At 69.1% G+C, this 21,756-nt stretch carries 24 protein-coding genes and 2 tRNA genes; 16 read left to right on the top strand and 10 right to left on the bottom strand.

Annotated features, from left to right (window positions below; all coding sequences use genetic code 11):
• Positions 1-315 (bottom strand): GH25 family lysozyme (locus tag VHD82_RS31795; protein ID WP_325712378.1); only part of this gene is annotated, 315 nt, incomplete at its 3' end.
• A gap of 938 nt (positions 316-1,253) precedes the next feature.
• Between VHD82_RS31795 and VHD82_RS31790 the strand changes: the two genes are divergently transcribed.
• On the top strand, positions 1,254-1,421 hold the full coding sequence (locus VHD82_RS31790) for a hypothetical protein (RefSeq protein ID WP_325712376.1): 168 nt from the start codon (positions 1,254-1,256) through the stop codon (positions 1,419-1,421).
• A gap of 156 nt (positions 1,422-1,577) precedes the next feature.
• On the opposite strand, the gene VHD82_RS31785 is transcribed toward VHD82_RS31790, so the two are convergent.
• Positions 1,578-1,650 (bottom strand) — tRNA-Arg (locus tag VHD82_RS31785).
• Between the two features lie 155 nt (positions 1,651-1,805).
• Between VHD82_RS31785 and VHD82_RS31780 the strand changes: the two genes are divergently transcribed.
• The 6 genes from VHD82_RS31780 (at position 1,806) to VHD82_RS31755 (ending at position 8,078) form a co-directional block, all read left to right on the top strand.
• Positions 1,806-2,462: a response regulator transcription factor gene (locus VHD82_RS31780; protein WP_325712374.1), complete on the top strand. Its 657-nt coding sequence runs from the start codon at positions 1,806-1,808 to the stop codon at positions 2,460-2,462.
• A gap of 44 nt (positions 2,463-2,506) precedes the next feature.
• Positions 2,507-3,199: a response regulator transcription factor gene (locus VHD82_RS31775; protein WP_325712372.1), complete on the top strand. Its 693-nt coding sequence runs from the start codon at positions 2,507-2,509 to the stop codon at positions 3,197-3,199.
• 8 nt (positions 3,200-3,207) lie between these two features.
• Positions 3,208-4,623 carry a HAMP domain-containing sensor histidine kinase gene (locus VHD82_RS31770; protein WP_325712386.1) on the top strand — a complete coding sequence of 472 codons (1,416 nt, stop codon included), beginning with the start codon at positions 3,208-3,210 and terminating at the stop codon, positions 4,621-4,623.
• 67 nt (positions 4,624-4,690) lie between these two features.
• Positions 4,691-5,482 (top strand): DeoR/GlpR family DNA-binding transcription regulator, encoded by a 792-nt coding sequence (locus VHD82_RS31765; RefSeq protein WP_325712384.1) that lies wholly within the window; start codon positions 4,691-4,693, stop codon positions 5,480-5,482.
• The gene (gene galT, locus VHD82_RS31760) at positions 5,479-6,558 is read left to right on the top strand and encodes a galactose-1-phosphate uridylyltransferase (RefSeq protein WP_325712370.1); all 1,080 of its coding nucleotides are present in this window, start codon (positions 5,479-5,481) and stop codon (positions 6,556-6,558) included. The genes VHD82_RS31765 and galT overlap by 4 nt, the downstream gene beginning before the upstream one ends.
• Positions 6,559-6,632: 74 nt before the next feature.
• Complete coding sequence (locus VHD82_RS31755) at positions 6,633-8,078, top strand: S1C family serine protease (protein WP_325712368.1); 1,446 nt, start codon at positions 6,633-6,635, stop codon at positions 8,076-8,078.
• Between the two features lie 80 nt (positions 8,079-8,158).
• Here the strand turns inward: VHD82_RS31755 and VHD82_RS31750 are convergent, their stop codons facing one another.
• Genes VHD82_RS31750 through VHD82_RS31740 form a run of 3 tightly spaced genes read right to left on the bottom strand, consistent with a single transcriptional unit; the run spans position 8,159 to position 10,052 of the window.
• On the bottom strand, positions 8,159-8,758 hold the full coding sequence (locus tag VHD82_RS31750; RefSeq protein ID WP_325712382.1) for a class I SAM-dependent methyltransferase: 600 nt from the start codon (positions 8,756-8,758) through the stop codon (positions 8,159-8,161).
• Positions 8,758-9,399: a TIGR04282 family arsenosugar biosynthesis glycosyltransferase gene (locus tag VHD82_RS31745; RefSeq protein ID WP_325712366.1), complete on the bottom strand. Its 642-nt coding sequence runs from the start codon at positions 9,397-9,399 to the stop codon at positions 8,758-8,760. The genes VHD82_RS31750 and VHD82_RS31745 overlap by 1 nt, the downstream gene beginning before the upstream one ends.
• Positions 9,396-10,052, bottom strand: a complete 657-nt coding sequence (locus VHD82_RS31740) for a glycosyltransferase family 2 protein (protein ID WP_325712364.1) — start codon at positions 10,050-10,052, stop codon at positions 9,396-9,398. Before VHD82_RS31740 ends, VHD82_RS31745 begins: the two co-directional genes overlap by 4 nt.
• Positions 10,053-10,195: 143 nt before the next feature.
• On the opposite strand from VHD82_RS31740, the gene VHD82_RS31735 reads away from it, so the two are divergent.
• The 3 genes from VHD82_RS31735 (at position 10,196) to VHD82_RS31725 (ending at position 13,601) form a co-directional block, all read left to right on the top strand.
• Positions 10,196-11,575, top strand: a complete 1,380-nt coding sequence (locus VHD82_RS31735) for a hypothetical protein (protein WP_414637600.1) — start codon at positions 10,196-10,198, stop codon at positions 11,573-11,575.
• A 6-nt stretch (positions 11,576-11,581) separates the two neighbouring features.
• The gene (locus VHD82_RS31730; RefSeq protein WP_325712362.1) at positions 11,582-12,277 is read left to right on the top strand and encodes a response regulator transcription factor; all 696 of its coding nucleotides are present in this window, start codon (positions 11,582-11,584) and stop codon (positions 12,275-12,277) included.
• Between the two features lie 280 nt (positions 12,278-12,557).
• On the top strand, positions 12,558-13,601 hold the full coding sequence (locus tag VHD82_RS31725; RefSeq protein WP_325712360.1) for a HAMP domain-containing sensor histidine kinase: 1,044 nt from the start codon (positions 12,558-12,560) through the stop codon (positions 13,599-13,601).
• A 68-nt stretch (positions 13,602-13,669) separates the two neighbouring features.
• On the opposite strand, the gene VHD82_RS31720 is transcribed toward VHD82_RS31725, so the two are convergent.
• Positions 13,670-14,719, bottom strand: a complete 1,050-nt coding sequence (locus VHD82_RS31720; RefSeq protein WP_325712358.1) for an NAD-dependent epimerase/dehydratase family protein — start codon at positions 14,717-14,719, stop codon at positions 13,670-13,672.
• Positions 14,720-14,806: 87 nt separating this feature from the next.
• Here VHD82_RS31720 and VHD82_RS31715 point away from each other — a divergent pair, with 87 nt between their 5' ends.
• Positions 14,807-15,307 carry a MogA/MoaB family molybdenum cofactor biosynthesis protein gene (locus tag VHD82_RS31715; protein ID WP_144761570.1) on the top strand — a complete coding sequence of 167 codons (501 nt, stop codon included), beginning with the start codon at positions 14,807-14,809 and terminating at the stop codon, positions 15,305-15,307.
• A gap of 243 nt (positions 15,308-15,550) precedes the next feature.
• Here VHD82_RS31715 and mscL read toward each other — a convergent pair whose 3' ends face one another.
• The 4 genes from mscL to VHD82_RS31695 form a co-directional block, all read right to left on the bottom strand.
• Positions 15,551-16,009 carry a large-conductance mechanosensitive channel protein MscL gene (gene mscL, locus VHD82_RS31710; protein ID WP_325712356.1) on the bottom strand — a complete coding sequence of 153 codons (459 nt, stop codon included), beginning with the start codon at positions 16,007-16,009 and terminating at the stop codon, positions 15,551-15,553.
• A 30-nt stretch (positions 16,010-16,039) separates the two neighbouring features.
• Complete coding sequence (locus tag VHD82_RS31705) at positions 16,040-16,339, bottom strand: hypothetical protein (RefSeq protein WP_325712355.1); 300 nt, start codon at positions 16,337-16,339, stop codon at positions 16,040-16,042.
• A gap of 312 nt (positions 16,340-16,651) precedes the next feature.
• Positions 16,652-16,996 carry an FmdB family zinc ribbon protein gene (locus VHD82_RS31700; RefSeq protein WP_325712353.1) on the bottom strand — a complete coding sequence of 115 codons (345 nt, stop codon included), beginning with the start codon at positions 16,994-16,996 and terminating at the stop codon, positions 16,652-16,654.
• A gap of 239 nt (positions 16,997-17,235) precedes the next feature.
• Positions 17,236-17,835 carry a 5-formyltetrahydrofolate cyclo-ligase gene (locus VHD82_RS31695; RefSeq protein ID WP_325712352.1) on the bottom strand — a complete coding sequence of 200 codons (600 nt, stop codon included), beginning with the start codon at positions 17,833-17,835 and terminating at the stop codon, positions 17,236-17,238.
• Positions 17,836-17,859: 24 nt separating this feature from the next.
• On the opposite strand from VHD82_RS31695, the gene VHD82_RS31690 reads away from it, so the two are divergent.
• The 5 genes from VHD82_RS31690 (at position 17,860) to VHD82_RS31670 (ending at position 21,753) form a co-directional block, all read left to right on the top strand.
• On the top strand, positions 17,860-18,765 hold the full coding sequence (locus VHD82_RS31690; RefSeq protein WP_325712350.1) for a UTP--glucose-1-phosphate uridylyltransferase: 906 nt from the start codon (positions 17,860-17,862) through the stop codon (positions 18,763-18,765).
• Positions 18,762-20,030: a gephyrin-like molybdotransferase Glp gene (gene glp / locus VHD82_RS31685; RefSeq protein WP_325712349.1), complete on the top strand. Its 1,269-nt coding sequence runs from the start codon at positions 18,762-18,764 to the stop codon at positions 20,028-20,030. The genes VHD82_RS31690 and glp overlap by 4 nt, the downstream gene beginning before the upstream one ends.
• Positions 20,031-20,045: 15 nt before the next feature.
• Complete coding sequence (locus VHD82_RS31680; RefSeq protein ID WP_325712347.1) at positions 20,046-20,705, top strand: GNAT family protein; 660 nt, start codon at positions 20,046-20,048, stop codon at positions 20,703-20,705.
• A 145-nt stretch (positions 20,706-20,850) separates the two neighbouring features.
• Positions 20,851-21,627, top strand: coding sequence for a gephyrin-like molybdotransferase receptor GlpR (glpR, locus tag VHD82_RS31675; protein WP_325712345.1), 777 nt, complete (start codon positions 20,851-20,853; stop codon positions 21,625-21,627).
• Positions 21,628-21,680: 53 nt separating this feature from the next.
• Positions 21,681-21,753: transfer RNA gene (locus tag VHD82_RS31670), tRNA-Ala, on the top strand.
• The last annotated feature ends 3 nt before the right edge of the window (positions 21,754-21,756 follow it).

Below are 21,756 nucleotides of genomic sequence, written 5' to 3'. Positions count from 1 at the left end.
GGGATCGGTGTAGTCCGTGCCCTCGGTGGCCTTCATGTAGGCGAACGAGGCCCCGTTGTTCTTCGCGCCGGTCCAGTCCACGGTGCCCTGGTAATGCGACACGTCGAACCCGGCCGCGTTCCCACTCGCCGCGGCCGACTGCGTGGACATCGAGCGCGCCGTCCCGCCCTCGTGTGCCCGCACCGTCGAGCCCAGGTAGTCCGCATCCGGGTGTGTCGGCTTCGATCCGGATGCCGACGCGGTGGGCGCGACGATCAGCGCCCCGGTCGCGAGCAGGGGAACGAGCGCAGCCAGGTACGCGCGACGACGAGCCACCGAAACCTCCAGGGAAACCCGCGGGCCCCAGTGGTTTTCCGCGGAGGATCGAGTAATCCGCAGAGACTCAAACAGATCCCGCGACCCCGCACAATGTGTCCTGCTTCACGTTGGAAAATGCGCGACAGTCAAGAATGAAGAACGGGCGCTTTCTTTCCTTGGCTTGCGAGGAAATGATCGCGAAGAATCCTGTTCACCCGTTTTGTGCGGCGGCGTTGTGGGAGCATTTTCGGGCTCTCCTGAAGCGGGTATCGCAGGTTCGAACTCCACACATCAAGGCAGCGCAGCGAACCGCGGCGTGGGTGCTTCGGCGCCGGTGAGCCCACCGAAGGCGGAGCGCTCTCCGGTGAGGACCTTCACCGCCGAAGCAGACCCCGGCGACACAGGACAGCTCGCTCGACTCCTGAAAAGTGCCGACGCGCCGGCCACGGTGGGCGCAAGGGCGGCAGAGGAAGGACGCCGTCGCGGGTGACCGCCTGCTGGTGCCCAGCGATCGCTCCAACGAGGTGATGCTGCACGACCGGAGCGGTAAACCGGTGTGGCCCAACGCAATACCCGCCGACGGCGGCATCGCGGCCAGCGCCGGCGCGACGGTGATCGAGTCCGGCTGCTCCACGACCTGCACGGCGGTTCGCGGTGGCGGACAACGGATCAGAGGGCTTTCCCACCCTCTTCCGGCTGCCGAACGGTGAACTCGGCCCGAGCGCGTCGCTGTCGAAGTATGCGGCTTTGCTCTTACCGCATACAGGATTGCCTGCCGTGGTGCCGGAGTGGATCTTTCTCGACCGGCCACCGGCGAGACCGTCTACCACGCCCGGGGTCCTTCGCGGGAGCGGTGGATGGCGCGCTGGGTGCCGATAGCCGGCGGCGACGACGGGACGGCCGGACCGTGCGCGGCTACCGCCCGCTCAGCGGCGAGAACTCCCAAGATTGGGACAATGGCGAGAAGCGGTGGGACTTTCGCTGCGGAGTCCGAGCGCGTCTCGGTGGCCCTGGGCTCGCGCACCGTCGTGGTGACCGCGGGTCTGGACCACGACAACCCGTTCGACACCATGATCGGTGTCCGTGTCACCGTGCTCGACCCGCAGACCGGCGGCGTCATGTAGGCGACGGCAAGATCATGCTGGGTGAGGTTGTCAGGGGAAAGGCCGATATGGTCAAGGAAGTTGAAGCCCGAACAGGCCCGAGCCCAAGCCGTCGCAGTGCTGGACCCTTTGGTTCGCCAAGCTCCTGAGGTCAAAGCACATGCCGATCGTGATGCGTGCCCCCGGCAGGATTCGAACCTGCGACACCCGCTTTAGGAGAGCGGTGCTCTATCCCCTGAGCTACGAGGGCTTGCGAGCACAGCCTAGCGGTCGCCCGGTCGCCGCAGGCAACAGACCGTGTGAAATCGGTCCGGGTGAGAGTTGTCGACTCTTGCGCTACCGATAGGTAACCTTCCGTCACTGTGGGAGTGGAAACCCCGCTTCCCCGACCGCCGGAGGCCTTAGTTGATCAAGCTGGTGTTCGCTGACGACGAAGAGCTGGTCCGGTCGAGTCTGCGCGGGATGATGTCCGGCGCGCCCGACATCGACGTGGTCGGGGAGGCGAGCGACGGCAGGTCGGCGGTGGAAACCGCGCGCCGCCTGCACCCCGACGTCGTGCTGCTCGACATCAAGATGCGCGCCCCCGACGACGGCATCCGGGCGTTGCGCGCGATCCTCGCCCTGCCGGACCCGCCGACGGTCGCGATGCTGACCACTTTCGACATGGACGAGTACGTGAGCCTCGCGCTGCGCCTGGGCGCGAACGGCTTCCTCCTGAAGGACATCGAGCCCTCGGCGCTGCTTCGCGCGGTGCGCGACCTCGCGCGCGGTGGCGCGGTGCTGGACCCGGGCGTGGCGGCCCGCATGGTGCGCGCGCATCGCGAAGGGCAGCGCGCCGCGCAGCCCGCCCGCAAGCTTCTGTCGAGCCTGTCCGAGCGCGAGCGCGAAGTCGTGAGTCTCATCGGGCAGGGCCTGTCGAACGCGGAGATCGGCGGCCGGCTCCATCTGTCCGAAGCGACCGTCAAGGGCTACGTCTCCGCCGTCCTGTCCAAGATCGGCGCGGCGAACCGGGTGCAGGCCGCGCTGCTCGCGTACCGTGGCGGGCTCCTGGACCAACTGTGACCGTCTCTTAGGCGTGTCTCAGCACTGTCGGTAACACTGTCTACATGCGCATACTCGTTGTCGACGACGATCGGGCGGTCCGGGAGTCACTCCGGCGGTCGCTGGAGTTCAACGGCTACCAGGTCGACCTCGCCGGCGACGGGGCACAGGCGCTGGAGCGCGTGATCGCGGACCGGCCCGACGCGATGATCCTCGACGTCATGATGCCCCGACTCGACGGGCTGGAGGTGGCCAGGCGCCTGCGCAGCACCGGTGACGACCTGCCGATCCTCGTCCTCACCGCCCGTGACACGGTGTCCGACCGTGTCTCCGGCCTCGACGCCGGCGCCGACGACTACCTGCCCAAGCCCTTCGCGCTGGAGGAGCTTCTCGCGCGTCTGCGCGCCCTGCTCCGCCGCGCGTCTCCGGACGCGCAGCCGGGCGCGAACGCCGAGCAGCTCATCTTCGCCGATCTGACGCTGGATCCGGGCACCCGCGAGGTCCGCCGCGGCGACCGCGAAATCAGCTTGACCCGCACCGAGTTCGCCCTGCTCGAACTGTTCATGTCGTACCCGAAGCACGTGCTCACCAGGGGTCGCATCCTGGAGGAGGTCTGGGGTTACGACTTCCCGACCTCCGGCAACGCGCTCGAGGTGTACGTCGGATACCTGCGCCGCAAGACCGAGGCCGGCGGCGAGCCCCGGCTGATCCACACCGTCCGCGGCGTCGGCTACGTGCTGCGGGAGACGCCCCCGTGAGTCAAGCCGTGACCCAACCGGTCGCCGTGGTCCGCGTGGGCGAGACCACCGAAGTCACCCGCGGCCCGAAACGCCGCATGTCGCTGCGTTCCCGCGTGACCCTGCTCGCCGCCGCTTGTGTGGCGGTCGTGATGGCGCTCGTCTCCATCGGCGCGTACGTGACCGTCTACAACAACCTGTACCAGCAGGTGGACGACAACCTCGCCAATCGCGCGGTGGCCGCCGTGCGCACGCCGGAGGCCCAGATCGGGCTGCGCCAGATCCCCGGCGCCTTCCTGCTCAGCACCGACATGCAGATCGGCGTGCTGAACCAGGACGGCACGGTGACCTCACCGGACCGGACGCATCGGCCGCCGACCGGATCGAGTGAACTGGCCGTCGCGCAGGGTACGGCGTCTTCGTCGCTGCGCACCGACACCGGCACCGACACCCGGGTGATCGCCTTGCCCTATCAGGACGGCAGTGCGATGGTGCTGGCCCAGCCGCTGGCGCCGGTCAAGCAGACGCTGCGTGAGCTGGCCGTGGTGCTCGCCCTGATCGGTGGCGGCGGGATCATCGTCGCGGCACTGGCCGGGACGGCGGTCGCGCGCACCGGGCTGCGGCCGGTGGAGCGGCTGACGTCGGCGACCGAACACATTGCGCGCACCGGCGATCTGCGCCCGATCCCGGTCAGCGGAGACGACGAGCTGGCCCGACTCACGCACAGCTTCAACACGATGCTCGGCACGGTCGCCGAGTCGCAGGAACGACAACGCCAGCTCGTGGCCGACGCCGGGCACGAGCTGCGCACCCCACTGACTTCCTTGCGTACCAACCTGGAGCTGTTGCTCTCGGCGAGCAGGGCCGGCGCGCCCACACTGTCCGAAAAGGACAGAGCCGATATCGAGGTCGACATCAGGGCGCAGCTGGACGAGCTGACCCAGCTGATCGGCGACCTGGTGGAGCTGGCGCGCCAGGACGAGCCGCGCACCGAGTTCGAGCGGGTCGAACTGGCCGATGTCGTCGAGCGCGCGCTCGATCGTGCCCGCCGTCGCGCCACCGAGATCGACTTCCAGGTCGACCTGCGGCCGTGGGTGCTGACCGGCGATCACTGGGCGCTCGAACGCGCGGTGCTGAACCTGCTCGACAACGCGGTGAAGTTCTCGCCGTCGGGTTCGACGGTGCGGGTGCGGCTGTTCCCGGTCGGCGACGGCACGGCCGTGATCGAGGTCGCCGACTCCGGTCCGGGCATCGCCGACGCCGACCTGCCCAAGGTGTTCGACCGCTTCTACCGGTCCTCGGAGGCCCGTACCCTGCCCGGATCCGGGCTGGGCCTGGCCATCGTCAAACAAGCCGCCGAACGCCACGGCGGGACCGTTTACGCAGGTCGAGCGCCTGAAGGAGGTGCGCTGCTGTCGATCCGCGTACCCGGCGCCCCAGCCTGACCCGCAACCACCGCGGTGTTTATTCGTGTAGGATTTTGTGTAGTTGGCGGTGGTGACGGAGGCAACGGTGCTGGCGCGGCAGCGGCAAGCGGTGATCCTGGAGGAGGCCCGGCGGTCTGGGGCCGTCCGGGTCAGTGAGCTGGTCACGCGCTTCGGCGTCTCCGACATGACCATCCGCCGGGATCTGGACGTGCTCGCCGGGCGCGGCCTGGTCGAGAAGGTCTACGGCGGCGCTACCGCGGTACTCGGCCAGAGCACCGACGAGCCCGGTTTCGAGGCGAAATCCGTGCAGCAGCAAGCCCAGAAGGAAGCGATCGCCGAGCTGGCGGCCGGCCTGGTCCGGCCGGGTACGGCGATCGGGATCTCCGCGGGCACCACCACGTGGACCTTCGCCCGGGCGCTGGACAACGTGCCAGGGCTGACGATCGTGACGAACTCGATCCGTGTCGCCGACGTCCTGCGTGAATCGCCGCAGGCCGAGCGCACGGTCGTGCTCACCGGCGGGGTGCGCACCCCCTCCGATGCGCTGGTCGGCGGAGTCGCCGTGCACAGCCTGCGGCGGCTGCACCTCGACCTGGTCTTCCTCGGGGTGCACGGGATGGCCGAAGGCCCCGGATTCACCACCCCGAACATGGACGAGGGGGAGACCAACCGCGCCCTCGTCGAGTCGGCGCGCAGTCTCATCGTGCTCGCCGACCACACCAAATGGGGCATTGTCGGCATCTCCACGATCGCCGATCTCAATGAAGCGGACGTCGTGGTCACCGACGACGGCCTGCCCGACGCGGCGCGCGAGGCGCTGTCGGCGCGGGTCGGCGAGTTGATGATCGCGGGTGTGGACGAAGCGGAGGACGGGTGAACCGCACGGTTCGGCGGCTGGCCGACGGCAGGGAGATCATCTATTTCGACGAGGAGCCGAAGGAGCGCACCGCGGTCGACATGCGTGACCTGCCCCAGGTCGCGGCGGCCTCGGAGATCCGGCTCGACCCGTTGTCCGGCGAGTGGGTGGCGATGGCCGCGCACCGGCAGAGCCGCACGTACAAGCCGCCGGCCGACCTGTGCCCGCTGTGCCCGTCGAAGCCCGGAAAACCCAGTGAAATCCCGGAATCCTCCTACGACGTGGTGGTCTTCGAGAACCGGTTCCCGTCGTTCTCGCAGCATGTCACCGGTGAGCGCGGCTCGGTGGACGGCATGGGCCTGGTGCCGACGGCGCCCGGGCGTGGCCGGTGCGAGGTCGTGTGTTTCACCAGTGACCACAACGGTTCCTTCGCCAAGCTGAGCCCGCGGCGGGTGCGCACGGTCGTCGACGCCTGGGCCGACCGCACCGAAGGTCTGTCCGCTGTGGACGGGGTCGAGCAGGTCTTCCCCTTCGAGAACAGGGGCGAAGAGATCGGCGTGACGCTGAGCCACCCGCACGGGCAGATCTACGGCTACCCGTTCGTCACGCCGAAGACCCGCCGCGCGCTGGAGGTCGCCCGCGCGTACGAGGACGAGCATGGCAGGCACGTGCTCGGCGATGTGCTGGCGGCAGAACGGAAATCCGGGAGCAGGGTGATCTTCGAGGGCGAGCACTGGACGGCGTTCGTGCCGCCCGCCGCGCGCTGGCCGGTGCACGTGCTGCTGGTGCCACACCGCCAGGTGCCCGACATCCCCGCGCTCGAGAGTGCCGAGCGTGACGACTTCGCCGAGGTGTACGTGCAGGTGCTGCGCCGGTGCGACGCGCTGTACGACCGGCAGCTGCCCTACATCGCGGCGTGGAACCAGGCCCCGGTGCGGATCGACCGCGAGCTGAGCTGGCTGCATCTGGAACTGTTCTCGGTCCTGCGCGCGCCGGACAAACTCAAGTACCTGGCAGGCTCGGAGTCCGGGATGGCGGTGTGGATCAACGACGCCACGCCGGAGCAGATCGCCGAACGTCTGCGCGCGGCGGGATAGCGCCCGGCATACTCATGCTGGAACCTCAGCTTGGGCTCAGCAAGCTCTCAGGACCGACCAGCATGGTGAGGGACATGACCGAGAACGACCCCAGCGCACCGCACGGAGACGGTGCCCCGAGGGACGCCGACCAGGAACGGCCGGCGCAGGAGGACGCGCAGACGCCCCCGCGGGGTACGCCGACGGGCGGGGAGCAGCAGCCGAGTCCCTGGTCGGCGCAGGGGCAGCAGGTCGCTTATCCGTGGACGCCGTCCTCGGCGCCGCAGCAGGACCAGGCTGCTCGGTACCAGGCCGCGCAACAGCAGGCGGCCCAGCAACGAGCGGCACAACAGCAGACCGCGCATCAACAGACGGCCCAGCAGCATGGGGTTCCGTACAGCACGGCCACTTTCCCCGCGCAGCAGCAGACCATTCCGCAGCAGCGCAAGGGTTCGGGCAAGCTGGTCGCCGGTGTCACGGTGCTGGCGCTCGTCGTAGGCGGCGCGGCAGGCGGCGTCGGCGGGTACTTCGCGTCGCAGAACTCGGGCTCCGGCGGCTCGGCGTACAACGCGCTGAACCAGCCGACGCCCAGCCAGCAGACGAGCAGCGCGCCCGCGGGGTCGGTCGAGTCGGTGGCGCAGAAGGTGCTGCCGAGCGTGGTCGAACTGGTCGTCTCGGGTAGCCAGGAGCAGGGCGAGGGCTCGGGCTTCGTCATCTCCAGCGACGGCTACATCGTGACCAACAACCATGTGGTCCAGGTTGCCGCGAACGGTGGCTCGATCCAGGCCGTGTTCCAGGACGGCACCAAGGAGACCGCGACCATCGTCGGCCGGGATCCGACGACGGACATCGCGGTGGTCAAGGTGCAGGGCGCGGAGAAGCTGAGCCCGGTGTCGCTGGGCAACTCCGACAACATGCCGGTCGGGTCGTCGGTGGTGGCCTTCGGCTCGCCGTTCGAGCTGACCGGCACGGTCACCTCCGGCATCATCAGCGCGCTGCACCGGCCGGTGCGCGCGGGCGGTGACTCCGGCGACCAGACCACGGTGATGAGCGCGATCCAGACCGACGCGGCCATCAACCCCGGCAACTCGGGCGGGCCGCTGGTGAACCTGCAGGGCCAGGTCATCGGGATCAACTCGGCGATCTACAGCCCGCAGTCCTCCGGTGGGCTCGGCCAGCAGCAGTCGGAGGCGACGAACGCGGGCATCGGGTTCGCCATCCCGATCAACCAGGCAAGGCGTACGGCGCAGGAGATCATCGACACCGGCAAGGCGACCCAGACCTACATCGGGGCGTCGGTGAGCGATGCGCAGTCCGGTGGCGCGCAGATCCAGCAGGTCCAGTCGGGCAGCCCTGCGGAGCAGGCCGGGCTCAAGGCCGGTGACGTGGTGACCAAGGTGGACAACCTGGTCATCAACGACGCCGACGGGCTGATCGCGGCCATCCGCACCAGGGCCCCGAACGACAAAGCGACGCTCACCCTGAGCGACAACCGGACCCTGCAGATCACCCTCGGTGGCCAGCCGGTCCAGCCGAACTGACCCCAAGCGCTCGGCCGGACGCCCGGCCGAGACCAACTCGGACTCCCGGCGCTCCTCCTCGCCGGGAGTCCGTTGGCTTGTCAGCGCGCGAGTTCGGTGAAATGGCGTTGCCCGTGCACGCCCTGCCACGCGACGTGGAACCCGGAGGCGCGTGCGATCTCGTCGAGCGCGTCCACGCCGAGCCAGGCCCACGGGATCCACGCTCCGCCGTTGACGCGTACGTGGTCGCGCCGCACGTGCTGACCGGGCGGCTCCAGTTCCACCAGTGCGCGACCGTCCGGAGCGAGCAGTCGCGCCACCCTGCGCAGCAGCTTGACCGGGTCGCCCCCGATGCCGATGTTCCCGTCCGCCAGCAGCACGTGCTGCCAGCGCCCTTCGCCCGGCACACGCTCGAAGACGTCGCGCCGCAGCGCGAGCCCACCCCGTTCGCGCGTGAGCCGGACAGCGGTGCGCGACACGTCGACGCCCAGCGCGCGCACTCCTCGCGCGATCAGCTCCGCGGTCAGCCTTCCCGGCCCGCAGCCGATGTCGAGGGTCGGGCCGGTGCAGCGGCTCAGCAACAGTTCGTCGCCGGCGCCCGGTGGTCCGGCCCAGCGGGCGGCGGGAAGCTCCACGCGTCCTCCGTTCGCCAGTTCCAGCAGGCAAACCCGGCTCACCAGCGCCGTGTCGAAGGCCTTGATCACGCGGTCACCGCCGCGACCGCGCTGGCGAACCGGCCACCCGCGATGGCCGCCACCCGGCGGGCGTCCGCCATCGTGTCCACATCGGACAGTGTGGGGAGGGTCGCCGCGGACACACCGAGTGCCGCCAGGGTGTGTGCGCCGGTGTCCGGTTGCGACATCGGGACATCGGCGAGCGCCTTCGCGTCTCGGGGATCTCGCAGGCCGAGCGCCCACCAGCCGCCGTCCTCGGCCAGCCCGAGTGCTGCTTCGCCGATGTTCCTCGCCGCGTCGGCCAGCAGTTCCGGGGTGACCTGTGGGGTGTCCATCCCGATCTGCAGCACGGGCAGACCGAGATGACACACGTCGGCGTGCGCGTTGGCAAGTCGTTCGCCGAAACCGTTGCCGCGCTGGGGAATCACCTCGACCGGCCACAGTGCGCGCGCCAGCTCGGCCTGCCGGGCCGCGGCGGTGAAGTCCCCTGTCGTCGCGACGACCGGCACTGCGCCGGGTGTCACGGACACGGCTTCGAGCGTGTCGAGCAGCGCTGCCGCGGCGATCTCGGCGGCTTGGGCGTGGGTCGCGGGCGGGCACAGGCGTGTCTTGGCGAAGCCCGGCACCGGCGCTTTGGCCACCACCAGGAGGCAGAACTCCGGGGTCATCCGCGCAACACCCTTGCCATGTCACGGATCGCCCGGCAGGTGCCGCGCACGGAGCCCGACACTTTCGACGTGGTGCCCGCCGCGCGGGGCCGGTACTCGACGTCGGATTCCTCGATCCGCCAGCCCGTTTGCCCGGCCTTGATCAGCAGTTCCAGTGGATAACCGAAGGCGCGGTCACGGACGTCGAGCGCCAGCAGCGCCTCGCGGCGGACGGCGCGGACGGGTGCGATGTCGTGCACCGGGATCCGGCGGCCCCGCAGGATCGCGGACAGCAGCAGGTTTCCTGCGCGTGCATGCCACGGCCAGGCTGTGCGGGACACCGGAATCCGGCGGCCGACAGCCAGTTCAGCGCCGTCGGCGATCGCGTTCGTCAGCACGGGCAACGCTCCGGCATCGAGTGATCCGTCGGCGTCGAGGAAGCACACGACCTCCGAGGTCGAATATTCGAGCCCGGTATGGACAGCCGCGCCATATCCGCGACGGGGTTCGTGGATGACCTTCGCGCCCAGCCGGGCGGCCACTTCGGGGGAGCCGTCGGTCGAACCGTTGTCCACCACGATCGCCCGGAAGCCCGGTGGCAGGCCGGCCAGTACCGCAGGCAGCGCGGCGGCCTCGTCGAGACAGGGCAGGACGACATCGATGTGAGCACGCATCATCCGGACGTTATGTCCAACGTGGACAGCGGAAAACCCTTGCGGTGCTTACCGAATCATGACATCGGTCGAGTTATTACCGAGTTCTGACGGATCGCGTTCCCGGGTTTCCGGTTTGCCGCCGGGCGACTACGGTCCGGTGGGTGACGAGGGGGACGTTGCCGGCCCAGGTTGCGAGCGGTCGACACACCGCTCGCGACCTGCGCGGCGTTGCGCTCGCGCTGGCGCTTGTGGCAGTGGCGGCCGGCGTCGGGGCTTATCTGAACCACCTCGGGGTCCAGCTGCTGGCTCCGGCGGCCCCGCTGTTCGCGCAATGGCTGCCGCATGTCGGGCCGGGCACGGTTTTCGCGGTGCTGATCGCCTTTGCCGTGGTGACCTGGGGCCCTTCGTGTGCCGCATACCTGTCGTGGCGGCGGTTGCTGGTCAGCGGTTACGCCGTGGCGGTCGCCTGGACCTTCGCGCTGGCGATGATCGACGGCTGGCAACGCGGGCTCGCGGACAGGCTGACCAACCCGAACGAATACCTGCACGAGGTCCCCGGCATCACGGACATCCCGACGATGCTGCGCACCTTCTCTTCGCGAATCCTGGATTTCCAGGCCGATTCGTGGACCACACACGTGTCCGGGCATCCGCCCGGCGCCACACTCGTCTTCGTCTGGCTCGACCGGCTCGGCCTGTCCGGCGGCGCCTGGGCGGCGGTCGCGTGCGTGCTGGCCGGGAGCCTGGTGACGGTGGCAGTGCCGGTCACGTTGTCGGCCCTCGGCCGCCGAGACGCCGCGCGAGCCACGATGCCGTTCGCCGCGCTGTTTCCGGGAGCTGTGTGGATCGGTGCTTCGGCTGACGGCCTGTTCGCCGGCGTCACGGCGTGCGGAATAGCGCTCCTCGCGGTGTCGACGCAGGGCCGCCGGTTCGCGATCCCGAGCGCACTGGTTGCTGGTGTGCTGCTCGGCTTCGGGATCTACCTGTCGTACGGGCTCGTGTTGCTCGGCCTGATCGCCTTGGCCGTGACCTTCGCCGGCCGGAGCCTGACCCGAGCCCTGCCACTCGCCGCGCTGGGCGCGCTCGCCGTCGTCGTGGCGTTCACGCTGAGCGGATTCTGGTGGTTCGGCGGCTATCACCTGGTGGTCGAGCGGTATTACCAGGGCATCGCGGCCGAACGGCCTTATGCGTACTGGGTGTGGGCGAACCTGGCGTGCCTCGTGCTGTGCGCCGGGCCGGCGTTGGTGGCTGGTGTGCGCCGCAGCCTGGTCGAGCTGTGGCCGTCGTCCCGCTCCGCGCCGCGGCGCCGGTTGCTGCGACCCGAACCGGTGTTGTTGATCGTGGCCGCGGCCCTCGTGGTGATCGCGTTGGCGGACCTTTCGGGGTTGTCGAAGGCCGAGACGGAGCGGATCTGGTTACCGTTCACGGTGTGGTTGTTGCCCGCGGTGTCGTCGCTGCCGGTGGAGGGCCGCCGGTGGTGGCTGGCGGGCCAGGCGGTCACGGCGCTCGCGGTGAACTCTCTTGTCCTGACGTACTGGTAGGTGGCGATGGGTGATTCAGGCCGGGTGCTCGTCGTCGACGACGACGAGACAGTGCGCGATGTCGTGCGGCGGTATCTCGAAGCGGCCGGATTCACGGTCGACGTCGCCGGCGATGGCGACGAGGGCCTGCGCCGGTTCGCCGACCGGCGGCCGGACCTCGTGGTGCTGGACGTGATGATGCCTGGGATCAACGGGCTGGAGGTGTGCCGTCGGCTGCGGCAGACGAGCGAGGTGCCGGTGGTCCTGCTGACCGCGCTGGGCGAGGAGGAGAACCGGATCGCGGGCCTGCAGCTGGGCGCGGACGACTACGTGACCAAGCCGTTCAGCCCACGCGAATTGACCCTGCGCGTGGCGTCGGTGCTCCGGCGTGCGCGGATGCCCGGCCGGCCGCCGCCGGCCGCCGTCGTGGATGGCCGCCTCACCTTGCAGCCCGGCGCCCGTCAGGCCACTTTGGACGGTGCCGAACTGCCCCTGACCTCACGCGAGTTCGACCTGCTGGCGTTCTTCCTGGCTCATCCGGGGGTGGCGTACTCGCGGGCCGACCTGCTGGAAAAGGTGTGGGGCTGGGATTTCGGCGACCAGTCAACGGTGACGGTCCACGTCCGGCGGCTACGAGAGAAGATCGAACATGACCCAGCGAAACCGACGCGCATCGCGACCGTCTGGGGCGTCGGCTACCGTTACGACCCGGCAACGCCATGAACCCGGGTAAGGCCGCGACCACCGGCGACGCCGTGAACCCGCGTGACGCCGCGACCACCGGCGACACTGTGAACTCGGGCGAGGCCGTGAACCCGCGTGACGCTGTGAACTCGGGCGACACTGTGAACTCGGGCGAGGCCGTGAACCCGCGTGACGCCGTGAAACCCGGCGAGGCCATGGAAACTGCGACCCATTGCGCCCTCCCGACATCGCCGCACCACCCCTCGGCCCGTGAGCGCACCCCGCTTCCGCTGAGGCCCGCCAGCGAGGGGGCGCTCCGATGATCGAGCCCAGCGAGTCCTTCCACGACATGCTCGTGCACGTCTGGCACATCCTGCCGCTGGCACTCGCGTTCGCCTTGCCGGTCGCCCTTGTCGGGGGGCTGGTGCTCTACTGGCTGCGTCGCGGCTCGCTCGCGACAACGTTGACGGTGCTCGTGCTGGTCCCGATGCTGGCGACGTTCGCCGGGGTGCTGGGAATCAGCGGCTTCATGTTCACCCCGGCCCTGACCACGATGCTGCTGGTCTGTCTCCTCGTCGCCGTGGTCACCGTGCCCGCCGCGATCGTGCTGGGGCGGGCGATCGCGAGGCGCAGCGTCTGGGAACGCGAGGCTCGCCAACGCGAGCGCGCCGGCGAGGCCGCGCGGCGAGACCTCGTGGCGTGGATCAGTCACGACCTGCGCAGCCCGCTGGCCGGGATCCGTGCGATGGCCGAAGCCCTGGCCGACGGTATCGTCGCCGAGCCGCGCGAGATCGCCGACTACGCCCACCGCATCAGCGGCGAGACCGAACGCCTTTCGGGCATGGTCAACGACCTGTTCGAGCTCTCCCGGATCACCGCGGGCGCGCTCCGGCTGACGATGTCGGCCGTGCCGTTGCGCGAGGTGATCAGCGACGCGCTCGCCGCGCAGACCGCCGTGGCCGAGCAGAAGAACGTGCACGTCCGGACGGCCGCCGACGACTGGCCCGTGGTGAGCGGCAGCGACCCCGAACTGGCGCGGGTCGTCCGGAACCTCGTCTCGAACGCGATCCGGCACACACCGCCGGACGGCACCGTCGAGGTCCACGTCAGCACCGATGGCCGCGACGCGGTGGTCGCCGTCGCCGACGGTTGTGGCGGGATCCCCGAGGACGAGATCGGCCGCGTATTCGACGTCGCCTACCGCGGCACCCAGGCCCGCACCCCGGACCACACCGGCACCACCCGCGGCGGCCTTGGTCTGGCCATCGCGAAAGGCCTGGTCGAGGCGCACCACGGCCGAATCGCTGTGCAGAACCAGGGCGCCGGCTGCCGTTTCGAGGTGCGCCTCCCATTGGCCGCGTAGCCCCGCGGCCTTGCAGCGACCAGCCCACCGGAACACCACGCCGCCCGAAGCAGCGGACAGGCCAAGGCTCAGTCGCGCAGCTCGGCATGTGCGAACGACGCTATCCCCGCCTCGAACGCGACCTCCGCCCGAAACCCGAGCAGCTTGTCCGCCCGCGCCGGATCCGCGACCACGTGCCGCACGTCGGCCGGGCGGGCGCCACCGACCACCTGTGGCTCCGGTCCGTCGCAGGCTCGCGCCAGCTCAGCAGCGAGCTCGCCCACCGTGTGCGGAGTCCCCGAGCAGACGTTCACCGCTGTCAGCTCGCCTGCCGTGCCCGGCGCCTGGAGAGCAAGCAGATTGGCGCGAGCGACATCGTGCACATGCACGAAATCCCTGCGCTGCTTGCCGTCTTCGAGCACCGTCGGAGCTTCCCCACGCAACAGCGCGGACCGGAACAGCGACGCGACCCCGGCATACGGCGTGTTCTGAGGCATCCGCGGGCCGTAGACGTTGTGGTACCGCAAAGCCCAGACCGTGCTCCCCGTTTGTCGTGCCCAAGCGGCGGCGAGGTGCTCCTGCGCAAGCTTCGTCGCCGCGTAGCTGCTTTGCGGTCGCAGTGGCGCATCCTCGGGGACCAGCAGCGACTCCAACTCCTTTCCGCACTCGGGACAGCTGGGCTCGAAACGTCCAGCGTCCACATCGGACTGCCTTCGTGGCGCCGGCGGCACCACGCCGTGCCGTGCGCAGGCGTAGCGCCCCTCCCCGTAAACGACCATCGAGGAGGCGAGCACGAGCTTGCGCACCCCGGCCGCATGCATCTCCGCAAGCAGGACGGCCGTGCCGTAGTCGTTGTTGTGCGCGTACAGCGGGGCGTCGGACGGGTCGAGCCCATGCCCGACCACCGCCGCCTGGTGGCACACAACGTCCACTTCGGACAGTAACTCGCGCAGCAGCGGTTCGTCCGTCACCGCGCCCCGGACGAACCGGTGCCGGGCCGTGTAGCTGGGCACCGTGTCCGAACTGTGTGCCTGTGGCAGCAGGCTGTCCAGCACGATCGCCTCGCCGCCTGAGGCGGTCACAAGGTCGGCGACATGGGAACCGATGAACCCGGCGCCGCCGGTCACGAGCACTCGCACACCGCCACGCTAGAAGCACTCCCGGTCACGTGCAGTACCTCGGACGTGGCCGTCAGACTCCTGTAACAACGGGCTACCGTGTGAACCATGGAACGCAGTGCACAGCGGCTTGGCCGCGCGCTCGTGGTGATCGTGGACGACCGCGCCGCGCATGGCGAGCACGACGACACCTCGGGGCCCCTTGTCACGGAGCTGTTGGAAGAGGCCGGTTTCATCGTGGACGGCGTGGTCGTCGTGCACGCGGACACCGTTGCCATCCGCAATGCGCTCAACACGGCCGTCATCGGTGGTGTCGACCTGGTGATCACGGTCGGCGGTACCGGGGTATCGCCTCGCGACGTCACCCCGGATGCCACCGCCGGCGTGCTCGACCGTCCGATTCCGGGTATCGGCGAGGCACTGCGCTCGTCCGGCCTCGCGGCCGGTGCCGTGGATGCGGGCATCTCCCGCGGCCTGGTCGGCGTTTCCGGCAGCACCCTGGTGGTCAACCTCGCGGGCTCCCGTGCCGCCGTCCGGGACGGGATGGCGACGCTGTCCTCCCTCGTCCCGCACGTGATCGACGAGCTGTCCGGTCTCGACGAGAACTGACTCGATGACCTCCGGCGAGCCGAAGCCTCAGCCTCCCCGAAAACGCACACGTCGTGACCTCGACGCCGTTTTCGGGGAGGTGCTCCCGGACACCACGGCCGATGAACGGGAAGACGACCCCCGCCCCGCAGACTCGGACTCCTGGTACCGCGAGAACCGTCCGCCACACCACGATCGCTGAAGCGGCGCGTACTACCCGGCAGTCATCTCGCGCATGCCCTCAGCCCGTTCGGGCCCAGTCGCCTAGGACTGCTTGGTGTATCCGGTCGTTTCCTCCTTGCTCTGCCCGTCCGTCTTGCTGTTCTTCAGGCCCTGCTGCTGGCGCAGCAGATCGCGGATCTCGGTCAGCAGCTCCACATCGGTCGGCTCCGACGGGCCCTTCTCCTGGCCGCGCTTGCGGCGCTCCTGGATCTTCTGCACCGGCAGCACGATGATGAAGTAGACGACCGCGGCGATCAGCACGAAGTTGATCGCGGCGTTGATCACGTCACCGAAGTTCAGGAACGTCGAATCGTTGCCGTTCAGGACGTTGAATCCAAGGCCCTTCGCCGCGTCCGTGCCGCCGATGGCATTGATCAGGGGCTTGATCAGGCCGTTGGTGAACGCGGTGACGATCGCGGTGAACGCCGTCCCGATGACGACCGCGACGGCCAGATCGACCACGTTGCCGCGCATCAGGAAGTCTTTGAAGCCCTTGAGCATGTGCACTCCTCCTTCGTTGCCTGGACTTGGCTAACGGAGGGTAACTGCTACCGGGTTGCGGAGTGACAGCGCAGCCACCTCGATCGCGCGTTCGGCGGGCACCGAGATCAGCACCAGCGGCCCCTTGTCGGTACCGCCCAGCAACCGTCCACCACTGTCCGGCGGCGACCGGACATCGATCACGGTGGCCATACCGGCGAGCACTTTTCGGCTCTGTGGCTCGGTTTCCGCCGTCACCACGTCGACCCGCATGCCAGGCGCGAGCAACCCGGCCACTGCCGGATCGGCCAGCCGGATCGGAACGGTCGCCTCTCCCGGCGCGGGCGACATCGAACTTCCCGGACTCGCTCGTGCTTCCCCCGCCTGAGGGACCGCGGGGCGTGCGGAAAGGACTGCCGCCGTCAGCAACAACGCGACCGCCAGCATGCGGCGGACGAACACGCCGCGTCGGCCCTGCAGCGGCCGGCGGACACGGGACAGAAACGTACGGAGCCGGAAAAACATCGCGGCGCACCCCCAGTTCGTCGATCAACGGCGGTGGTTCCGCCGCTGGTATCGACGCTAGAAGTGCGCCCGCGGGGAAGGAAGTCCCAGTTCGCGCCCTTGTGGACAACTGGGGTCGTGTGGATAACTCGAGCGTCGTCAGGACGCGGCGGCCGCCGCCGACGAGGACGAGCTGGAGGAGCTCGACGAGGAGCTGGACGAGGAATCCGACTTGGTCGACGAGCTATCGCTCGACTTCGCGGTGTCGGAGCTCGAGCTGCTGGCCGAGGAGGACTTGCTCGAGCTGGAAGAAGAAGACTTCGAGTCGGAGCGGGAATCGTTGCGGTAGAAGCCGCTGCCCTTGAAGATCACGCCGACGGCGCCGTACAGCTTGCGCAGCGGACCGGTGCACTCCGGGCACTCGGTCAGGCTCTCCTCGGAGAACGATTGCACGGCCTCGAAACGGTGACCGCACTGCTTACAGGCGTACTGATACGTGGGCACTGGTGCTCCTTCGTGCATTGGCACTCGATCCGCGAGAGTGCTAACGCAACACGATACCGAGGCATTCCCCCGCAGGTCAAACGGGGTTTCCGCGGATCACATGCGAGCGCTGCCACCCGTCCCAGGCTCACCGCGCCCGTCGGTGCTGGTGGCCTGGACGTTTGCCGCGCCGCGCACTGTCCATCAATTCCCAACGGTTCGCGCGCGAAGAGGGATGTCCGGAGAAAGTGAGATGCTCATCACTGGGCGTGGGTGGGCAGTGGTACCAAGCCCCGTGCCGGCGTGAGCGCAGCGGTCATCCGCACGTCGTGCGGTTCGGCCGGAAGCCGCTCGACCAGTTCGTCATCACGGACGACAGCCACCAGTTCGGCGCCCGGTGCCGCGTACGCCAGTGAGCGGTCGTAATGCCCGGCGCCACGCCCGAGCCGTACCCCGCCGACATCCACCGCCAAGGCGGGAATCAGCACCAACCCGGCGTCCGCCAAGGCTCCGGTACCCAACCGGGGGCCTGTCGGCTCCAGAATCCCGCGCATCTTGCCTGGTGCCAGCGATGCCGCCCCGGCGTACTCGGCCCAATCCAGGGCGCTCGGACCCGTGATCACCGGCAGCAGGACCCGGACTTCCTTGCCGTGCAACACATCCAGCCAGCCGACGGAGCCGGGTTCGGAACCGAACGGGACGTAGCAGCAGACCGTGCCAGGCAGGTCCAGCTTCGCGATGGCGTCGGTCAGCGCGCGCGCCTCGGTCACCCGCTGCTGCACCGAAACCGACGCGCGGGCGCTGGAGATCCGCGCCCGCCACTCCGGCTTGTCCAGGTCCTCATTGCGCCGCGCACACATAAACGCAGGTTAGGCTTTACCGCCATGACGGGCGCCTTCGACAACCATTCGTTCCGTACCGCGATCGTTCCCGCGGCCGGCCTTGGTACACGCTTCCTACCTGCGACGAAAGCGGTGCCCAAGGAACTGCTGCCGGTGGTCGACACCCCGGGCATCGAGATCGTCGCGGCCGAGGCGGCGCAAGCGGGCGCCAAACGGCTTGTGATCGTCACCTCACCGGCCAAGGAATCGGTGGTCGACTACTTCCGTCCGTCGCCGGAGCTCGAGAAGAACCTGGAGCGGAAGGGCAAGACCGAACTACTCGAGAAGGTTCGCCGCGGCCCCGGCCTGCTGGATGTGGAAGTGGCCATCCAGGAGGAGGCGCTCGGCCTCGGCCACGCGGTCGCGCAGGCCGAACCCAACCTCAACGAGGACGACGACGCGGTCGCGGTGCTGCTGCCCGACGACCTCATCCTGCCTGCCGGGGTGCTCGAGCGAATGTCCGAGGTGCGGTCGAAGCGTGGCGGCAGCGTGCTCTGCGCCTTCGATATCCCGAAAGATCAAATCTCACCCTATGGCGTGTTCGACGTCACTGATACGGATGACGACGACGTCAAGCGCGTGCACGGCATGGTGGAAAAGCCGAAGCCCGAAGATGCCCCGTCGACGTTCGCCGCGGCCGGCCGATACCTGCTGGACCGGGCGATCTTCGACGCGCTGCGCCGGATCAAACCGGGCACCGGCGGTGAGTTGCAGCTCACCGATGCGGTGGCTCTGCTGATCGAAGAGGGACATCCGGTGCATATCGTGGTGCACCGGGGCGGCCGGCACGACCTCGGCAACCCCGGCGGGTTTCTCCGGGCCGCGGTCGATTTCGCCCTCGACCACCCCGACTACGGCCCGTCGCTGCGCACTTGGCTTGCCGAGCGAATCGAGAACGAAGGCCGATGACCCCACCCATCCCGGAGCCAGCCGACACCGCTGAGCAGGAGTTCCGTCCCGTCGACGAGCAGATCGCGCTCGTGCTCGACTCGGCCGTCCGGCCGCGTCCGGTGCGTGTCGCGATTTCCGAGGCGCAGGGCTTGCTCTGCGCCGAAGAAGTCGTAGCGGAACTTGCCCTGCCCGGTTTCGACCAGGCCGCCGTGGATGGGTACGCGGTGCGCAGCGTGGACGTGCGCCCGGTCGAGGACGAGCCGGTCCAACTGCCGGTCGTCGGCGAGATTCCGGCCGGTTCGCGTCAACCGCGGAGGCTCCAGCCTGGCCAAGCCGTGCGCGTCGCAACCGGAGCGCCGTTGCCGACGCTGGCCGACGCCGTGGTCCCGATCTCCTTTACCGATGGCCACCCTGCGAAGGTGACTGTGCACCGCTCCGTTCCTTCGGCCGGGTACGTCCGGCGGGCGGGCGAAGACGTGCAGATCGGCGACGTCGCCGTACGCCAGGGCGACACGATCGGCGCCGCCCAGGTGGGGTTACTCGCCGCCGTCGGCCGGTCGAAGGTGCTGGTCTACCCCCGGCCGCGGGTGTCGATCGTGTCGGTGGGTGACGAACTGGTCGACGTCGACCGGACGCCGTCGGTCGGTCAGGTCTACGACGTCAACTCCTACGCACTGGCGGCGGCGGCTCGTGATGCCGGCGCTGAGGTCAGCCGGGTCGGGATCGTGCCCGGTGAACCCAAGCGTTTGCGCGAGGTCGTCGAGGGCAGGCTCTTGATGTCCGAGGTCGTGGTGGTCGCGGGCGGGGCAGGCGGCACGGCGGGGGACGAGGTGCACTCCGCGTTGTCCGACCTCGGCCGCATCGACATGACCAGGGTCGCGATGCATCCGGGCTCGGCCCAGGGGTTCGGGCGGCTCGGCCCGGACTCGGTGCCGACCTTCCTGTTGCCCGCGAACCCGATGAGCGCGCTGGTCGTGTTCGAGGTGCTGATCAGGCCGTTGATCAGGGCCGCCCGTGGTACCCGCAACCCGCACCGCCGTGTGGTCAGCGCCCGGCTGTTGTCGCCGCTCAGCTCGACGAAGGGACGCCGAGGGTTCCTGCGGGGCCAGCTCCTGCGGGACGAAAGCACCGGCGAGTACCTGGTGCAACCGCTGGGCACATCGGGCGCGCATCTGCTCGCGTCGCTGGCCGAGGCCAACTGCCTGGTGAACGTGGACGAGGACCTGGTTGAGGTGCCGGCGGGCGAACAGGTACGGGTGACCTTCCTCGCGCAGCGTGTGTGAAGGTTAAATACGCCGGTGCAGGCAGCGACGTACGAACTGGAAGCCCGTCACCCTGGCTGGCCATCCCGGCTCGGACCGCTCCGGGTCGCGGCGGGGAACGTGGCGCTCCGGCCGATCCGGTTGCGCGACGCCGGGGAGTGGAGCCGGATCCGGCTCCGGGATCAGACGCATCTGGAACGGTGGGAGCCCACCGCGCCCGGTCCCTGGCGTGACCGCAACAGTTACTGGTCCTGGCCGCCGCAATGGTTCGCGCTACGGGGGCTCGCGCGGCGTGGTCAATGCCTGCCTTTCGTCATCACTGTGGACGATCAGTACGCGGGGCAGATCACAGTCGGTAACGTGATCCGCGCCTCCTTGCGTTCCGCCTGGGTGGGCTACTGGGTCTCTTCCACGGTCGTGGCGGGAGGGGTGGCCACGGCCGCTGTTGCCCTCGTGGTCGACCACGCCTTCACCGCCGGTGGGCTGCACCGGATCGAGGCTACTGTGCGCCCCGAGAACGAACCCAGCATCCGGGTGCTGACCAAGGCTGGTTTCCGCCAGGAAGGCCTGTTCCAGCGCTATCTCGATGTTGCAGGCGGCTGGCGGGACCACCTGTGTTTCGCGATGACGGCCGAGGAGACCGGACCGGGCCTGGTGTCCCGACTCGTCGCGGCGGGACGCGCCGAATACGTGTGAGATCACCGTTACCACATCTGCCAAGTTTCACCTAATCCGGCGACCCTCTTTTCGCGATTCGAGCGGCGTGCCTCCCTCACATCTGTTACTCCTGTGACTAGCGTGACGGTATGTAGCAGTGAAACGGGGGAGGTGACTAGAGGGGATGCCTAGTTCGCTGATCATCGTCGCCCTTGCGGCGGCGTGGCTCGTCGTCCTCGTGCCGATGGTCGCGCGTAAGCGCCAGGCCGTCGCCCAGACCACCGACGCGGCCATGGCCGCGCGAGTCGTACGCAGTGGAAGTGGCGTCGATGAGGGGGGACAGGAGGTCGTCATGTCCGAGCCCGCGGAGCAGCTCGCCGATCCCGAACCCGGGGAACCCGAAGAGTTCGAGGACGAACCGGCGCGCGCCTACGAACCCGAGACCGAACGGCGGTACCGCCCCGGTCGAGGCGGTTTCGACCCCGAGGCGGCTGAGATCGCGGCCCGCGCCAAGTACGCGTTCCGGCAGCGGGTTGTGTTGATGCTGATCGTCCTCGCGGTGATCACCGCGGTCGCCGCCGGCTTCGTGGCCAGCATGCTGTGGTGGCTGCACGGGCTTACGGACCTCGCGTTCGTCGGCTACCTGGCCTACCTGCGCCGGCAGGTGCGCATCGAGGACGAGATCCGGCAGCGCCGGCTCGCCCGGATGAACAGCACTCGCTCGCGCCGCCCGTTGCCGCGTCGCGAAGTGGTCGCAGATGAGTACGACGAATACCACGATGATGAGTACGAGGTGGCCGAGGAGCCCCGACGGGAACTCGTGGGCATCGAGCGCCGCCCCTCCCCGGCTTCGCGCCTGCGGGGGCGCGCGGTTGTTGTCGACCTCGAAGACGAGGACCCGGCGTTTCACGAACTCGACGACCCGGGACAGCTCCCATTCCGGCGGGCGGTCGGAGAGTAACCCCCTCTCCGACCGCCTTTCGGGCGGTTGCTATGCTTTCCACGCTTCACCAAGGGGCTGTAGCGCAGTTGGTAGCGCGTCTCGTTCGCATCGAGAAGGTCAGGGGTTCGATTCCCCTCAGCTCCACCG

The sequence above is a fragment of the Amycolatopsis sp. genome, assembly GCF_035546795.1.
Taxonomy (GTDB): Bacteria; Actinomycetota; Actinomycetes; order Mycobacteriales; family Pseudonocardiaceae; genus Amycolatopsis_E.
This window is presented reverse-complemented; position numbering and strand designations above follow the sequence as displayed.

Bases quoted from the DNA above. Each gene is read 5' to 3' on its own strand.
- VHD82_RS31755 (WP_325712368.1), top strand. From the start codon at position 6,633: ATGACCGAGAACGACCCCAGCGCACCGCACGGAGACGGTGCCCCGAGG.
- VHD82_RS31775 (WP_325712372.1), top strand. From the start codon at position 2,507: ATGCGCATACTCGTTGTCGACGACGATCGGGCGGTCCGGGAGTCACTC.
- VHD82_RS31740 (WP_325712364.1), bottom strand. From the start codon at position 10,052: ATGCGTGCTCACATCGATGTCGTCCTGCCCTGTCTCGACGAGGCCGCC.
- VHD82_RS31690 (WP_325712350.1), top strand. From the start codon at position 17,860: ATGACGGGCGCCTTCGACAACCATTCGTTCCGTACCGCGATCGTTCCC.
- VHD82_RS31725 (WP_325712360.1), top strand. From the start codon at position 12,558: ATGATCGAGCCCAGCGAGTCCTTCCACGACATGCTCGTGCACGTCTGG.
- mscL (WP_325712356.1), bottom strand. From the start codon at position 16,009: ATGCTCAAGGGCTTCAAAGACTTCCTGATGCGCGGCAACGTGGTCGAT.
- VHD82_RS31715 (WP_144761570.1), top strand. From the start codon at position 14,807: ATGGAACGCAGTGCACAGCGGCTTGGCCGCGCGCTCGTGGTGATCGTG.
- VHD82_RS31745 (WP_325712366.1), bottom strand. From the start codon at position 9,399: ATGACCCCGGAGTTCTGCCTCCTGGTGGTGGCCAAAGCGCCGGTGCCG.
- VHD82_RS31695 (WP_325712352.1), bottom strand. From the start codon at position 17,835: ATGTGTGCGCGGCGCAATGAGGACCTGGACAAGCCGGAGTGGCGGGCG.
- VHD82_RS31730 (WP_325712362.1), top strand. From the start codon at position 11,582: ATGGGTGATTCAGGCCGGGTGCTCGTCGTCGACGACGACGAGACAGTG.
- glp (WP_325712349.1), top strand. From the start codon at position 18,762: ATGACCCCACCCATCCCGGAGCCAGCCGACACCGCTGAGCAGGAGTTC.
- VHD82_RS31790 (WP_325712376.1), top strand. From the start codon at position 1,254: ATGGCGAGAAGCGGTGGGACTTTCGCTGCGGAGTCCGAGCGCGTCTCG.
- VHD82_RS31705 (WP_325712355.1), bottom strand. From the start codon at position 16,339: ATGTCGCCCGCGCCGGGAGAGGCGACCGTTCCGATCCGGCTGGCCGAT.
- glpR (WP_325712345.1), top strand. From the start codon at position 20,851: ATGCCTAGTTCGCTGATCATCGTCGCCCTTGCGGCGGCGTGGCTCGTC.